Raw genomic sequence first — 15,005 nt, forward strand, 5'->3', positions numbered from 1 at the left:
AAGTCAAATTTACTGATAATTTTCAAGATAATTTAAATATTCCTCTAAAAATTTATTCTGCATCTCATTATATCTCATAAGTCTATTTAATTTATGAATATACTTTTTTTCATCCCAGTTTTTGCACTTAACATATCTTTTTTTGCCAAGCTTCCAAAACTTATGTGGAAACACTATTAAAGATAGCATTACTTCTAATTCATTTTTCTCTAATTTATTAACTTCATTGTAAGCTTCTATTAAAATCTTTGCTTTTTCAAAATTCCATTCATAGGAACCTTTAAACATCAACCTTCTTATTAGCTTACCTAAATCATTTACATGAAGATCTATGAGAATGCTGTCTAAATCTATTATATAATATTCATTATTTTTCTTTATAATATTTTGATAGTAAAAGCTATCATGGCATATAGTTTTGTTTTTTTCAGCCTGCTTTGATAATTTATAGTAATCGGAAGTATTTAAAAAATTCAAAGATATCATCGCTCTGTGATATATGTTATCTAAATAACCACAATACATTGAATCAAATTCCGTTTTTATTTTTCTATTCTTTACAATTCTCTCAAACCTCTCTAAATCTCTTAAATTATCTTTAAAAATTTTAGGCCAATTTTTTAAATTATTACGTATTCTAAGTTCTGTAGTATCTATGCCACTTGCAGCCTTATGATACTGAGCTAGCAACTTTGTACAAATAATAGCCTCTTCTATATTATTTAGATCACATTCTTCACCATCTATCCATTCTGTGGCATAAAAAAGCATATTTTTATATCTAACATATTTATTTTGAGTTTTAGTCTTATAATATTTAGCTGTATTACAAAATCCTTTATCAGAAAGAGCTTCAACTAAAAAACTTCCATTATGAGGTTTATATCTTCCGTGATTTATTTTCTTCAAACATACATTGCCATTGCTAGTTTTTATTTTATATGCACTTCTAACTTTTGAATAATCTATAACTTCAAAATCATATTTTTCAAGAACTGTATCTATCATATTTTTTTCTTTTTTTGACATCTGATTTTCAGCTGTAATATCATCGTTACCCATTTATATTCCACCACCTATTAAGCATATATACAATAATATATGCTTGATAGATAAAATTTAATTACACTTATTTACACTTAAAAATAAGAGATCATCTTATTGATGATCTCTTATATATTTGACGCTTTAACCGAAACAGGCTGCTCAAATATTCCTCGCTTAACTTCAGTAGCAGTCATATTCTTTGCATTTAACTTTTCAGTCATAAAATTACATGCATCCCATGGATTCACTCTATCACCACAAGTAAATACATCTACAGCAGCGTATCCAAGTTCTGGCCAAGTGTGTATTGTCAAATGAGATTCTGATATTATAACTACTCCACTAACCCCCTGAGGGCTAAACTTATGGAAAGCAACTTCCCTTACCTCTGCACCTGCTTTTAATGCAGAATCTACCATTATCTTTTCAATGAATTCTTTATTATTTAAACTCTCCGAACTGCACCCATAAATTTCTGCTAAAATATGACGTCCTAATTCATTCATTTTCCGTATTTACCCCCTTATATAAAATGATAACAATTAGATTTTATCAAATATAAGAAAAAAGTCAATATATATAGGCATTTTTTAATAATATGCATCAAAAACTCTTATTTTTTAGATATACCTCTCGTTTACTATGAAGCTTATTTAATAATATATGCAAAAATGCGTGCTCTATATTTATATTACACGCATTTTACAAAAATTATTCTAGAATATTAAAATTCATCTACTTCTTTAATACTCAATCCTATTTTTTTATTTTCTTTACTTACCTCTAGTATTTTTGCTTTTATCTCTTCACCTATTTTTAACACATCATCAGGTTTATTTATTCTATTATGACTTATTTGCGATATATGAACTAAAGCATCTACTCCTGGTTCCAATTCAATAAAAGCACCAAAATTAGCAAAGCGTACCACTTTTCCTAGAACTATGTTTCCTACAGGATATTTAATATCTACATTATTCCAAGGATCTTCTACAAGCTTTTTAATAGATAATGAAAGCTTTTTCTTTTCCTTATCAATATCAAGTATATAAACTTTTATCTTATCACCTATTTTTAATGCATCCGAAGGCTTTTCTATTCTTCCCCAGGATATTTCAGATACATGAAGAAGTCCATCAACTCCTTGTACATCTATAAATGCACCAAAGTTAGTTAATCTCTTAACTTCACCTTCTACTACAGCATCTTTTTCTAAAGAGTTCCATGTTTCTTGTTCTTTAATTTCATTTTCTGACTTTAATAAATTTCTTCTTGAAGCTACTATTCGTGTTCCTTTTCTTTCTTGTTTAAATTCTATTATTTTTACTTCTAATTCTTTACCTATATATGTAGAAAGATCGTCAACATGGAAAAGTTCTATATGAGATGCAGGTAAAAATATTCTCACACCATTATAATTTGCAACTAATCCTCCCTTAACAGCATCCTTAACTAATACTTTTAATACATTATTATTTTCACTCGCTTCTTTAATTTCTTTAAAAGCGCTTTCCCTTTGAAGCTCTATTTTTGATAAAACTACATATCCATCTTCATTTTTTCTTCTTATAACCTTAACTGTTAATTCATTTCCTACTTGGATTAAATCTTTTAAATTTAAAGCATCATCTTTTGTTACTTCAGACTTTGGAAGTAATCCGTCTGATTTATAACCTATATTTAGAAATGCTCCACTTTCATTTACTGAAATTACAGTACCTGTAATAACCTGGCCTACTATTATTTGCTTATCATTTTGTTCCATGTAAGCTAATTGTTCACTCATCTCTATATTCTTTTCTTCGTACATTTTTGAAATTGCCTCCTTTATTATCCAATCAGGTGTTGAAGCTCCTGCTGTAACACCTATAGTATTTATTTGAGAATTAATTATATCATCAGGTATTTCTCCTGAATTTTCAACATGAATAGTATTTGAGCAATTGTTTTTACATATTTCATAAAGTTTAGTGGTATTAGAACTATTGCGACCACCTATAACTAACATCAAGTCTACTTCTTTAGAAATTTTTTCAGCAGAATTTTGCCTTGATTCAGTTGCACTGCATATAGTATTAAATGCAACAATATCTTTACAATTTTCAACTATTATGTTTAGAACCTTTTTCCAATTTTCCTGTTTTTCAGTAGTTTGAGATACAACACATATTTTGGATGGAAGCTTAGTTAAATTTGAACCATCCTTGGATATAATTGCGCTGTCATCGCACCATCCATTAATTCCTATAACCTCTGGATGATTTTTATCACCTATAATAAGTATGGAATAACCTAATTTGTAATACTTATCTACCTTTTTATGTATATTAGCTACGTACGGACATGTAGCATCAATTATATTTAAGGACCTACTTTTAAGTAAATCTATAGTTTTTTTAGGAACCCCATGAGACCTTATTATAATTACGTCACTTTCATTTAAATCATTTATATCAGCAAGTTCCGTTGTATGTATGTTTTTTTCTTTTAAATAATTTACTACATCATTATTATGAATTAAAGGCCCTAAAGTAAATACTCTTTTATTATATTTTTTTTGAATATTTTCTGCCTCTTCTACTGCTCTTTTTACTCCGAAGCAAAAACCAGCATTATCTGCTAAAATAATTTTCAACTTTAATCACCCTCAGTTCACATTACATTTTCTTATATAATCTTCTATATAATTAGAAATTAACTCAATTACATCATTTATAGAAAGCTTCGATGAATCTATCTCTATAGAATCACAAGCCTTTTTTAAAGGATTTACTGCTCTATTAGAATCTATATAATCTCTTTTTATTATGTCATTTAATATGTTATTATATTCTACAGACGTACCTTTTTCAATTAACTCTTCATACCTTCTTTTAGCTCTTTCCTCTGGACTAGCCGTTAAAAAAAACTTAAGAGGAGAATTTTTTAAAACTACAGTACCAATATCTCTCCCATCCATAATTACATTATATTTATTAGACATATCCTGTTGGAGTTTTACAAGTATTTCCCTTATTTCTGGTATAGCAGCATAATTAGATACATTATTACTTACTGTAGTATTTCTAATTTCTTCAGTTACATCTTCACCATTAACTATTAATGAATTACCTTCAAAATGCATTTCAAGAGATTTCGTAAGATTACACACAGATTTAACATCTGTAAAATCTACATTATTTCTTAAAGCCATTAATGTAACAGCTCTATACATAGAACCAGTATTTATATACATAAGGTCAAATTTATTAGCTATAATATTAGCTATTGTACTTTTTCCTGCACCTGCAGGTCCATCGATTGCTACAGAAATATACAAACTTTCATTCCGCCTTTCTAAATGCCTTTCTAAAAAACATAAATGTTTAACATTTTGTTATTTAATTACAACATATACCTTAATATATATTCTATAAAAAAAGGTGAACTCCTTTATTTTATTCCATGATTTATGAAATAAAAAACTTATAAATTTTTAATTTTCATATGATCAATACTATTTTATTTAGGAGTCCCTTATTCATCTATTTTAATACCTGCTAAATACCCTGTAGAAAAAGCTATTTGTATATTGAATCCGCCTGTATAAGCATCTACATCAATAATTTCACCAGCAAAATATAAATTTTTTAATATTTTAGATTTCATTGTAGAAGGATCTATTTCTTTAATATTTATTCCTCCAGCAGTGATTATTGCTTCAGATATAGGTCTAAGTCCTTTTATATTCAAAGATAAATTTTTAATCAAATTAACTAAATTCTTTCTTTCTTCTTTTGTTATCAAGTTAACTTTTTTAGTTGGTTCTATTTTAGAAAGATTTATTATAGTATTTATAAGCTTTTTAGGGAGAAGTTCATCTAAAGAATTTTTAAAATCTTTATTTAAACATTTAGTAAAATCTTTTTGTATTCTTTTGTCAAGTTCTTCAGAAGATAAAGCAGGTTTTAAATCAATAAAAACTTTTAAATTATTGGATTTGTTTACTACTCTACTTCCACTCAAAACTATAGGCCCTGAAATTCCAAAATGAGTGAATAACATTTCTCCAAAATCTTTATAAAGGATTTTCTTTTTGCCTTCAACTATTCTTAATTCAACATTCTTCAAAGAAAGTCCCTGTAATTCACTTATCCAATTTTCATCTATTTCAATAGGAACTAAAGAAGGCATAATTTCTGTTACACTATGCCCTACATCCTTAGAAATTTTAAATCCTTCCCCTGTAGAACCAGTTTGGGGATAAGACATACCACCTGTACACAATATAAATTTATCAGCTTCAATAAGAGAATTATCTTCAAGTTGTACTGAACTTATTACATTATCTTTAATTACAAACTTTTTAACTTTAGTATTTAATTTTATGTTTACATTATTTTTTTGTAACTCATTTACTAATGCATTTATTATATCTGAAGATTTGTCAGATTCCGGAAATACTCTATCTCCTCTTTCTATCTTTAATTTCACACCTAAATTTTCAAAAAAGTTCATAGTGTCCTCATTAGTAAACGTATAAAGAGCACTATATAGAAAAGTAGAATTACCTGGTATATAATCAAAAAAATCATTTATATCTTTAGCATTTGTAACATTACATCTTCCTTTTCCCGTTATATAAAGTTTTTTTCCTAGCTTTTCATTTTTTTCGATTAATATAGTATTATGTTTTTTCGAAGCAGCTATTGCAGCCATCATACCTGCTGGCCCACCACCAATTACTACAACTGTTGACATAAATTCACCGCCTTACAATTATATTTTTTCCAACTATAATAGTAATATAATAATGAAGTTTATTCAACTTTGTTATTATTCTCATATGTAAACTTAAAATAAAAAATTATAGTTTTAATCAATTGCTATTTATATTTTAAACTGGAATTTAATATTAAATATATACCTGTTTAAATCTTATTAGTACATAAAAAAGACGAATCCAACAACTTGAATTCGTCTCTTAAAATTAAATCTACTTAAAATTAATAGTTTCCTTGTGCATACATTGCATCAGCAACTTTTACAAATCCTGCAATGTTAGCTCCAGCAACTAAATTATATCCAAAACCGTAGGCTTCTGATGCATCTTTACAATTGTTGTATATGTTAATCATTATTTGATGAAGTTTTGCATCAACTTCTTCTGCTGTCCATGATAATCTCTCACTATTTTGTGACATTTCAAGAGCTGAAGTAGCAACTCCACCAGCATTAGCAGCTTTAGCAGGTCCTACTATAACGCCATTTTTCTGGAAATATTCAACTGCTTCATTTGTACATGGCATATTAGCAACTTCACAAACAATTTTTATACCATTTTCCACTATTTGTTTAGCATGTTCTAAATGTATATCATTTTGAGTAGCACTTGGCATTATGATATCAGCTTTAACACCCCATGGCTTTTCTCCTTTGAAGAATTTAACTCCAAATTTATCAGCGTAATCCTGTACTTTATCTCTTCCTGATGCACGCATTTCAAGCATGTAGTCAATTTTTTCACCTGTTACTCCATCTGGATCATAAATATATCCATCTGGACCTGAAAGTGTTATAACCTTACCACCTAATTCTGCAACCTTTGTGCATACTCCCCAAGATACATTACCAAATCCTGATATTGCAACTGTTTTTCCTTTGAAGTCTGTTCCTTCATGTTTAAGCATTTCTGAACAGTAATAAGTTGCACCAAATCCTGTAGCTTCTGGTCTTATTAAACTTCCACCATAAGATCTTCCTTTACCAGTAAGAACTCCGTTTTCAAATGCTCCTCTTATTCTTCTATATTGACCATAAAGATATCCTATTTCTCTTCCGCCAACACCAATGTCACCTGCTGGTACATCAACATCTGGTCCTATATGTCTGTAAAGTTCAGTCATAAAGCTTTGGCAGAATCTCATAACCTCATTATCTGATTTACCTCTTGGGTCAAAATCAGAACCACCTTTACCTCCACCTATTGGAAGTCCAGTTAATGAATTCTTTAATATTTGTTCAAATCCTAAAAACTTAATTATTCCTATATAAACTGATGGATGAAATCTTAAGCCACCCTTATAAGGTCCTATGCATCCATTGAATTGTACCCTAAATCCACGGTTAACTTGTACCTTGCCTGCATCATCAACCCATGGAACTCTGAAAGTAATCTGTCTTTCTGGTTCACAAAATCTTTCTAAAAGATTTGACTCAACATACTCTGGGTGTTTTTCAAATACTGGACCTAGAGAACTTAAAACCTCTTCTACTGTCTGTAAAAACTCTGGCTCATTACTATTTCTCTTCTTTACTTTTTCTAGTACCTCGTTAATGTAGTTTTGTACACATTCTTTTGTCATTATAATACCCTCCCCATGATAATTAAATTAAGTTTATATGATATCCTTTACACTTATAGTATTCTACAATAAACTCAATTTTCCTCTTAATTTTAAAAAATTTTTGTAATTTTTGAAATTTTTAATTTAATTTCAAAATAAGAATACAACTTTTGGTTCTTTATAAATTACTTTCTTTAAATGAATATACTTGATATTCCTGCCAAATTTCTTCTAAATCAGAGAAAGTTTTAGATATTTTCTCTTTTTCTCTTAATCCTACTGCAATTATTAGAGCATTTATTACACTAAGCGGAGAAACTAATGAATCTACAAAAGAAGCCATATTGCTTTGTGCAATTAATGTATAATCAGCCCTGGCAGCTAAAGGTGAAAGTAAACTGTCAGTAATTGCAGTAACTTTTGCACCTCTACTTCTTGCAAATGATAATGCTTCAATAGTTCTTGCTGCATATCTAGGGAAACCTATACCTATAACTAAATCTTTATCCGTAACATTAATCATTTGCTCAAAAATGTCACTTATACCATAGCTCACCACCTTTACATTATCCAAAATGAGATTCAAATAAAAACCTAAAAATTCAGAAAGTGCGGTAGAACTTCTAAGTCCTATTATATATATTTTGTTAGCAGAGAAGATATTATTCACAACATCTTCAAAAGTTTTATGATTTATTTTTTCAAGGGTAGCTCTTATATTTTCCATATCTGACTTTAACACACCCTTCAGAGCACTTTCTTCACTTACAAAATCATTTGAAAGTTCAATTCTTTGAACTGTGGTAAGTTTATTTTTTATTAATTCTTGAAGAGCTTTTTGAAGTTTTGGATATCCTGAAAATCCAAGTTCATTTGCAAATCTAACTACAGTAGATTCACTAACTCCCACACTAATGCCTAGTTTTGCTGCAGTCATAAATGCTGCTTTGTCATAATGTTTTAAAATATACTCAGCTATAAGCTTTTGTCCTTTACTTAATCTTGGAAACTTAATTTGAATGGTTCTCATTAGGTCTTGCTTATTATTATCTTCCATAATTATCCAGCCCCTTCTTCGTATCTTCATACTCTTGCAATATTTATTTCATTTTAACATCTATTGACCATATTTACAATAGATCTTTCAATTGTTGATCACTTTTCTTTGTAAATATTTATAATATTTTTATTTTCTTTTTCTGTTATTCCTAAAACAATATTATATTCACTTAAGTTCTTATTCATAAAATCTACGACTTTATACATTTCAGCATAGTATTCAAATTTTTTTGATGCTATTAATTCTAATTTATCCTGCATTTTTTAAACCTCCTAAATTTAAATTACTTTTTTTCTATTACAATTAAAATTGGGGCATTTACATCTCTGTTTACAAAAGAATGAAGCATTACAGCATATTTATTTTTGGGAAGCCTTTTAACAAAATCTATAAGTAAAATTTCTTCTTCTTTTCCTTCTGCATGTTCTTTATAGGCTGCTATAGTTATTAAGCCTCCTTTACGTAACTTATTTAAACCACATTTTAAACTTAACATGGTAGATTTAGCCCTAGTAGTTAATTTTTTATTTCCACCTGGCATAAAACCCAAGTTATACATTAAACAGTCAATTTCATCATTTATGTATATATTAAAGTTTTCGTGTGAATCATTTATTAATGTAGTATTTCCTTTAGATTTTTTTTTATATGCTTCAATAGCACACAACTGAATATCGAAGGAATATACTTTATTAAAATTATTACTTAAAAAATCCGTATCATATCCATTTCCTAAAGTAGCATCTACTGCAACGCCAAAGTTATTACAAAAATTTTTAATTATGTAATGTGATAGCTTACTAACATCAGTAATATATCTAAACATAATTTTTTTCCTTTCTATAGTTTATTTTAGTTTACTTTTTATTAAATTTACATAATATTTAATATGTTAAATATTATTTTCAAATAATGGCCAATACCATTATAAAAAACTGACTAATTGACCATTCCTTATTATTTATAAATCTTTTATGTAGTCGACTTCGTTTTTAGTTAAATGTCTCCATTTACCTAACGGCAATTTTTCTAATCTTATATTTCCTATTTGAATTCTTTTTAATTCTATAACTGGATGATTTATAAAATCACACATCTTTCTTATTTGTCTATTTCTGCCTTCATGTATAACTATTTCAACCTCTGAAGAATCTCTTATCTTTCTCATAATTTTAAATTTTGCTGATGCTGTAATATAACCATCTATATTTATTCCATTTTCAAATTTTTTAATGTCATTTCCATCAGGAATTCCTTTAATTAATGCTATATAAATTTTATTTTTTTCTTCTTTGGGATGTATTATCTTATTATATATGCTGCCGTCGTTAGTAAGAAGTATCAATCCTGATGTATCATAATCCAACCTTCCTATGGGATATATTCTCTCCTTTACATCTATTAAATCTAAAATAGTTTTTCTTCCTCTTTCATCCTTTACCGTAGATACATATCCTTTAGGTTTATTTAGCGCAATATACACTTTATTTTCTTCCTTTTTTATCAACTTATCGTCTAGAGTTATTACATCTTTTTCTTCATCAATTTTAACTCCTAATTCACTTATAACTCTGCCATTAATCTTAACTCTAGACTGCAGTATAATTTCTTCACATTTTCTTCTAGAAGCTACTCCACAAGCTGCCATATATTTTTGTAATCTTTCTTCCATAATATCACCTTTATTTCACCATAATTTTACTACTTCTATTTGTTTATTTTAGTTATTAAAAAATTTCCCGTTTAGTACTATTAGATTATAAAACTCTTTACAAAAGTATACAAGTTAATTGAAATTCAAAATCACAAAATACTTTTTAATTAAAATAGTATAAATAACATACTTTGCAAAAACTTAATATAATTATAATTCTAAACCACTATAAAATTTACATTAAATAGTATCTTTCTTAGAATTACTAGAATAAATTGTCTAACTTATGTTAATAATTACATTAGTATTTGGTATTAGAAGGAGGAATTTAAATGAGACTTCCAAATCACATTGGTATTATACCTGATGGTAACAGACGTTGGGCTGTTAATCATGGATTAGGAAAAGAAGCTGGATATGCTTGGGGACTTCAACCTGGAATAGAAACATTTAAAATTTGCAAAGAACTTGGAATTAAAGAACTAACTTATTATGGATTTACTGTAGATAACACAAAAAGACCTAAAGTTCAAACTAAAGCATTTACTACAGCATGTGTAGAAGCTGTTAGGATGCTTTCAAAGGAAGACGCCTCACTTTTAGTAGTTGGAAACTCATCTTCTCCTATGTTTCCACCTGAATTACTACCTTTTACAAAAAGAAAATTTTTCGGTAATGGCAGTATGAAAATTAACTTTTTAGTCAATTATGGTTGGCAATGGGATTTATCGCCTGTACATAATTCAGATAGCAGTGCTAAATACTATTTAAAATCATCAGATATAACTAGAGTAGATTTAATAATAAGGTGGGGTGGTAGAAGAAGGCTTAGTGGTTTTCTTCCTGTTCAATCAGTATATTCCGATTTTTATATTATAGATGATTACTGGCCTGACTTTAAAAAATCTCAATTAATGGATGCTTTAAATTGGTACAGCAATCAGGATATTACTTTAGGCGGTTGATAAACATATTTTCATAATTACATTATAATTATCCTTTAATTAACTAATTGTATTTAATTTTTTTAAATGAACTTTAAAATTAGCGTTTATACATTAACCGTATCTTTACGTAATTTTTTAAACGAATTTTTTACAGTTAATAATTTTTATAAATTTGAAAATAATAATATTGAAAGGGTGATAATAATGGATAATGAAACAATAAAAAATAGTTCTTTTAAAATTCCCATTGAAAAGCATGACACCGCAGCTTGGGCAAACATTACTGAAACTAGACCTGTTAGCAATGTTTCTATTCCCAATGAATATGAAACTAGAAATGCAAAAGAATGGGTTGATTCAAATCAAAAATAAATAGCTTTAATTAAGAAGGGAGTCTCTTAAACTAAAAAGAAGACTCCCTTTCTATTTATAATATATTAAAATTTTTGTTCTGCCAATCTTTTATAGGTTTCATATCTTTCCTTTGCATGTTCTTCTGCTTCATTAAACATATCCTCTGCAATATCAGGAAATACATTCATAAGAGATGTATATCTTATTTCCCCACTTATAAAATCCTTGAAAGATTTTGTTGGTTCCTTTGAATCCATTATAAATGGATTTTTGCCCTCTTCCTTCAATTCTGGATTAAATCTATACATGTGCCAATATCCTGATTCTACAGCTTTTTTACCTTCCATAACACTAGTTGCCATACCAGATTTTATACCGTGATTAATACATGGTGCATAAGCTATTATAAGTGATGGTCCTTTATACTTTTCAGCCTCAATAATTGTTTTTATAGTTTGATTCATGTTAGCTCCCATTGATATTTGTGCCACATATACATATCCATAACTCATGGCCATCATTCCCAGATCTTTCTTCCTTATTTTTTTACCTGACGCTGCAAACTTAGCAACAGCAGCAGTTGGAGTTGCTTTTGAAGATTGACCTCCTGTATTAGAATACACTTCTGTATCCATTACAAATAAATTCACATCATCACCAGATGCGAGAACATGATCTAATCCTCCATATCCAATATCATATGCCCATCCATCTCCGCCTAGTATCCATTGAGATTTTTTAACTAGAAAATCTTTTTTATCTAGTATTTCCTTTATTATTTCATTGCCGTTGTAATTATGATCATTTAAAATTTCAAGTATATTTTCTGAAGCTGTCCTTGACGCTTCTCCATCATTCATAGCTCTAATCCACTCTTTAAATGCATCTTTTATTTTATCAGTTCCTGGAGAAGCTATATATTCTTCCATTAAATCCTTAAGTTTCTCTCTTATTTGTTTAACTCCTAAATACATACCATATCCATACTCTGCATTATCTTCAAAAAGTGAATTTCCCCAAGCAGGACCTTTTCCATTTGCATTTACAGTGTAAGGTATTGATGGAGCACTTGCTCCCCAAATAGAAGAACATCCTGTAGCATTTGCAATCATCATTCTTTCTCCAAATAATTGAGTAAGAAGTCTTATATAAGGTGTTTCTCCGCATCCTGGACATGCACCATTAAACTCTAAAAGTGGTTTTGCAAATTGGCTTCCTTTTACTGTACCTTTATCCATAACAAAATCTTTATAAGTAATTTTACTTGTATATTCCCAATTTTCTGCTTGTTTTTCAATTTCATGTTCTGCTGGTTCCATAATAAGCGCTTTTCCTGGTGCTGGACATATATCTGCACAATTTCCACATCCAGTACAATCCAGTGGATCTACCTGAATACGATACTCAAATGTTTCTAAACCTTTACCAGCAGCTTTTTTTGTTTCAAAGGTATCTGGTGCATTTTTTACTTCTTCTTCATTCAATAAGAATGGTCTTACAGTAGCATGAGGGCAAATATATGAACATTGATTACACTGAATACATTTATCTATTTGCCACTGAGGTATCATAACAGCAATGCCTCTTTTTTCATAAGCAGTAGTTCCTAATGGGAATGAACCATCTTCCATTCCTGAAAATGCACTTACTGGAAGATTATCTCCTTGATGTCTTGACATTGGTATTTGAATATCCTTAACAAATTTATTATCAACCTCAAAGTCTTTTTTATCTTCAGGTGAATTTTTCCACGAATCTGGAACATTTACTTTTATAAGAGATTCTATTCCCTTGTCTACTGCAGCTTTATTCATTTCTACAATTTTTTCGCCTTTTTTTCCATAAATTTTTTCTATGGAATCTTTTAAATAGTTTACTGCATTTTCTATTGAAATTATATTTGATAATTTAAAAAATGCAGATTGCATAATCATATTAATTCTTCCACCTAAACCTATTTTTCCTGCAATTGACACTGCATCTATAGTGTAAAAATTAATATTGTTTTCAGCTATATATCTTTTCATTGTTCCTGGAAGTTTTTCTTCTAGATCATTAGCATCCCATGGACAATTAAGTACAAAAGTTCCACCTTTCTTTAATCCTTTTAGTACATCCTGTTGATATATAAAAGATTTATTATGGCATGCTATATAATCTGCACTATAAACTAAATAAGGAGATTTTATAGGTTTTTTACCAAATCTTAAGTGAGAAACAGTAGTTCCACCTGATTTTTTACTATCATAAGAAAAATAAGCTTGAGCATAAAGCTGAGTATTATCTCCTATTATTTTAATAGCACTCTTATTAGCTCCTACAGTACCATCAGACCCTAGTCCCCAGAATTTACAACTTACAGTTCCTTCTGGTGTAGTTTCTATAGGATCTCCATTAGCTAGCGAAGTATTAGTTACATCATCTGTGATTCCAATTGTAAAGTTATCCTTAGGAGAAGAACTTTTTAAATTATTAAATACAGCTAATATTTGAGATGGTGTAGTATCTTTAGAACCTAATCCATATCTTCCTCCTACTATTAAAGGTTTATTCTCATTTTTGTAAAATAGATGAACTACATCTAAATATAATGGTTCTGCTAGTGACCCTGGCTCTTTAGTTCTATCTAATACAGCTATTTTCTTTGTTGTAGCTGGGAGAACATTAAAGAAATATTTTTTTGAAAATGGTCTATACAAATGAACTTTTATGCATCCTACTTTTTCTCCTTTATTCATGAGGCAATCTACAGTTTCATCTATAGTATCACATACAGATCCCATAGCAACTATCACATACTCGGCATCTGGTGATCCATAGTAATCAAAAGGATGATATACTCTTCCTGTAATTTTTTCTATCTCTCTCATATAACTTTCTGTTATATCTGGTACTGCTTCATAAAATTTGTTTGAAGCTTCTCTTCCCTGAAAATAAATATCTGGATTTTGTGCTGTTCCACGTACTACAGGATGTTCGGGATTTAAGGCTCTATCTCTAAATTCCTTAACAGCATTATAATCTACTATTTTATCTAATTCTTTGTAGTCTATAACTTCTATTTTTTGATATTCATGAGAAGTTCTAAATCCGTCAAAAAAGTGTAAAAATGGTACTCTAGATTTAATTGCAGAAAGATGAGCAATACACCCTAGATCCATTACTTCTTGAACACTTGAAGACGCTAAAAGAGCAAAACCTGTTTGACGACAAGCCATTACATCTTGATGATCTCCAAAAATTGATAAAGCATGTGCAGCAACTGCACGAGCTGTTACATGAAAAACTCCTGGTAGATGTTCCCCTGCTATTTTATACATATTAGGAATCATTAATAATAATCCTTGTGATGCAGTATAGGTAGTTGTCAATGCACCTGCCGCAAGTGATCCATGCACTGCACCTGCTGCACCTGCTTCAGATTGCATTTCTGAAACCTTAACAGTTTGATTAAATAAATTTTTCTTTCCATGTGCTGCCCATTCATCAACCCCTTCTGCCATAGGTGTTGATGGCGTAATTGGAAATATGGCTGCTACTTCTGTAAAAGCATAAGAAGCATATGCAGCTGCAGCATTTCCATCCATGGTTTTCATAATTTTTTTTTCCATATGTCA

The 15,005-nt window shown here is 29.2% G+C and carries 13 protein-coding genes; 2 read left to right on the forward strand and 11 right to left on the reverse strand.

The genetic code is table 11. The annotated features are described in order from the left end of the window. Window positions 1–9: 9 nt before the first annotated feature. From HBE96_RS08285 to HBE96_RS08330, 10 genes are all read right to left on the reverse strand, one after another. Window positions 10–1,062: a CotS family spore coat protein gene (locus HBE96_RS08285; RefSeq protein WP_169297292.1), complete on the reverse strand. Its 1,053-nt coding sequence runs from the start codon at window positions 1,060–1,062 to the stop codon at window positions 10–12. A 110-nt stretch (window positions 1,063–1,172) separates the two neighbouring features. Further along, entirely contained in the window at window positions 1,173–1,553 is a 381-nt protein-coding gene (speD, locus tag HBE96_RS08290) for an adenosylmethionine decarboxylase (protein ID WP_169297293.1), read from the reverse strand. 218 nt (window positions 1,554–1,771) lie between these two features. Then, window positions 1,772–3,682 carry a bifunctional 4-hydroxy-3-methylbut-2-enyl diphosphate reductase/30S ribosomal protein S1 gene (locus tag HBE96_RS08295; RefSeq protein WP_169297294.1) on the reverse strand — a complete coding sequence of 637 codons (1,911 nt, stop codon included), beginning with the start codon at window positions 3,680–3,682 and terminating at the stop codon, window positions 1,772–1,774. A gap of 12 nt (window positions 3,683–3,694) precedes the next feature. Further along, a complete protein-coding gene (cmk, locus tag HBE96_RS08300; protein ID WP_169297295.1) occupies window positions 3,695–4,366 on the reverse strand; it encodes a (d)CMP kinase in 672 nt (223 codons plus the stop codon). A 197-nt stretch (window positions 4,367–4,563) separates the two neighbouring features. Next, the gene (locus HBE96_RS08305; protein WP_169297296.1) at window positions 4,564–5,787 is read right to left on the reverse strand and encodes a BaiN/RdsA family NAD(P)/FAD-dependent oxidoreductase; all 1,224 of its coding nucleotides are present in this window, start codon (window positions 5,785–5,787) and stop codon (window positions 4,564–4,566) included. A gap of 245 nt (window positions 5,788–6,032) precedes the next feature. Beyond that, the gene (gene gdhA, locus HBE96_RS08310; RefSeq protein WP_169297297.1) at window positions 6,033–7,391 is read right to left on the reverse strand and encodes an NADP-specific glutamate dehydrogenase; all 1,359 of its coding nucleotides are present in this window, start codon (window positions 7,389–7,391) and stop codon (window positions 6,033–6,035) included. Window positions 7,392–7,551: 160 nt separating this feature from the next. Beyond that, window positions 7,552–8,430, reverse strand: coding sequence for a MurR/RpiR family transcriptional regulator (locus tag HBE96_RS08315; RefSeq protein WP_169297298.1), 879 nt, complete (start codon window positions 8,428–8,430; stop codon window positions 7,552–7,554). 98 nt (window positions 8,431–8,528) lie between these two features. Next, window positions 8,529–8,693: a DUF4264 family protein gene (locus HBE96_RS08320; protein WP_169297299.1), complete on the reverse strand. Its 165-nt coding sequence runs from the start codon at window positions 8,691–8,693 to the stop codon at window positions 8,529–8,531. Window positions 8,694–8,716: 23 nt separating this feature from the next. Continuing rightward, window positions 8,717–9,259 carry a tRNA 5-(aminomethyl)-2-thiouridylate-methyltransferase MnmM gene (gene mnmM / locus HBE96_RS08325; protein ID WP_169297300.1) on the reverse strand — a complete coding sequence of 181 codons (543 nt, stop codon included), beginning with the start codon at window positions 9,257–9,259 and terminating at the stop codon, window positions 8,717–8,719. A gap of 135 nt (window positions 9,260–9,394) precedes the next feature. Then, on the reverse strand, window positions 9,395–10,105 hold the full coding sequence (locus HBE96_RS08330; protein ID WP_169297301.1) for a pseudouridine synthase: 711 nt from the start codon (window positions 10,103–10,105) through the stop codon (window positions 9,395–9,397). 314 nt (window positions 10,106–10,419) lie between these two features. On the opposite strand from HBE96_RS08330, the gene HBE96_RS08335 reads away from it, so the two are divergent. Together HBE96_RS08335 and HBE96_RS08340 are read left to right on the forward strand one after the other, a co-directional pair. Beyond that, window positions 10,420–11,052 carry an undecaprenyl diphosphate synthase family protein gene (locus HBE96_RS08335; RefSeq protein ID WP_169297302.1) on the forward strand — a complete coding sequence of 211 codons (633 nt, stop codon included), beginning with the start codon at window positions 10,420–10,422 and terminating at the stop codon, window positions 11,050–11,052. Window positions 11,053–11,238: 186 nt separating this feature from the next. Continuing rightward, window positions 11,239–11,406, forward strand: a complete 168-nt coding sequence (locus HBE96_RS08340; protein ID WP_169297303.1) for a CDIF630_02480 family spore surface protein — start codon at window positions 11,239–11,241, stop codon at window positions 11,404–11,406. Between the two features lie 65 nt (window positions 11,407–11,471). Here the strand turns inward: HBE96_RS08340 and nifJ are convergent, their stop codons facing one another. Next, window positions 11,472–14,999, reverse strand: a complete 3,528-nt coding sequence (gene nifJ / locus HBE96_RS08345; RefSeq protein ID WP_169297304.1) for a pyruvate:ferredoxin (flavodoxin) oxidoreductase — start codon at window positions 14,997–14,999, stop codon at window positions 11,472–11,474. Window positions 15,000–15,005: the final 6 nt, after the last annotated feature.

This window comes from Clostridium muellerianum, assembly GCF_012926525.1.
Lineage (GTDB): Bacteria > Bacillota > Clostridia > Clostridiales > Clostridiaceae > Clostridium_AM > Clostridium_AM muellerianum.

Coding starts and splice junctions, on each gene's coding strand:
- HBE96_RS08315 (WP_169297298.1), bottom strand. CDS start 8,430: ATGGAAGATAATAATAAGCAAGACCTAATGAGAACCATTCAAATTAAG.
- HBE96_RS08320 (WP_169297299.1), bottom strand. CDS start 8,693: ATGCAGGATAAATTAGAATTAATAGCATCAAAAAAATTTGAATACTAT.
- HBE96_RS08305 (WP_169297296.1), bottom strand. CDS start 5,787: ATGTCAACAGTTGTAGTAATTGGTGGTGGGCCAGCAGGTATGATGGCT.
- HBE96_RS08285 (WP_169297292.1), bottom strand. CDS start 1,062: ATGGGTAACGATGATATTACAGCTGAAAATCAGATGTCAAAAAAAGAA.
- gdhA (WP_169297297.1), bottom strand. CDS start 7,391: ATGACAAAAGAATGTGTACAAAACTACATTAACGAGGTACTAGAAAAA.
- mnmM (WP_169297300.1), bottom strand. CDS start 9,259: ATGTTTAGATATATTACTGATGTTAGTAAGCTATCACATTACATAATT.
- HBE96_RS08340 (WP_169297303.1), top strand. CDS start 11,239: ATGGATAATGAAACAATAAAAAATAGTTCTTTTAAAATTCCCATTGAA.
- nifJ (WP_169297304.1), bottom strand. CDS start 14,999: ATGGAAAAAAAAATTATGAAAACCATGGATGGAAATGCTGCAGCTGCA.
- speD (WP_169297293.1), bottom strand. CDS start 1,553: ATGAATGAATTAGGACGTCATATTTTAGCAGAAATTTATGGGTGCAGT.
- HBE96_RS08335 (WP_169297302.1), top strand. CDS start 10,420: ATGAGACTTCCAAATCACATTGGTATTATACCTGATGGTAACAGACGT.
- HBE96_RS08330 (WP_169297301.1), bottom strand. CDS start 10,105: ATGGAAGAAAGATTACAAAAATATATGGCAGCTTGTGGAGTAGCTTCT.